This window comes from Thorsellia kenyensis (assembly GCF_042432445.1).
GTDB classification, from domain to species: Bacteria; Pseudomonadota; Gammaproteobacteria; order Enterobacterales; family Thorselliaceae; genus Thorsellia; species Thorsellia kenyensis.
The window spans coordinates 1-512 of the sequence record NZ_JBHLXE010000040.1; the positions used below are offsets into that span (position 1 = coordinate 1).

General features: G+C 43.8%; 1 protein-coding gene. It reads right to left on the minus strand.

Going from position 1 to position 512, the window contains the following annotated elements:
* A partial coding sequence (locus tag ACFFIT_RS04025) for an Ig-like domain-containing protein (protein ID WP_385876367.1) occupies positions 1 to 512 on the minus strand: 512 nt, incomplete at both ends.

Genomic DNA, 512 nt, shown 5'->3' on the forward strand with positions numbered 1-512 from the left:
ACACACCCTCAGGTGCAACACCCTGTACAGTAGGTAAATTATCATCTGTTGTGCTGTTCGCTGTCAGTACTTTTTTACCATTCGGGCTTGTGCTTTCATTCACATCATCTATCACCTGCCAGCTGTCAGGAGACAGGGCCGATGGGGCAGGACGTGTATCAACATTTAAGATAAATGGTGGGGTTAATTCACTCTCATTCCCTGCTTTGTCGGTTACACTGAACTGAATATTATTTTCACCATCACCTAACTCAATAGACGGAGGTAATTCAAAACTCCAGTTACCATCAGCATCTACTTTAGGCACTACATCGTCCGGACCAAATGTCTGTTTTTGACCATTAACATACACGTTAACCGTACCATCTGGCTCACCTTGACCTGAGAAGCTTGGCTTATTATCATCAGTGTAGTCGCCGTTTTTAAGTGCACCTTGAACATCACCTTGATCATCACCTGCATTTTCATCAACTAGCGGAGTATTTGGTTTTGTGGTGTCTACAATCACAGGG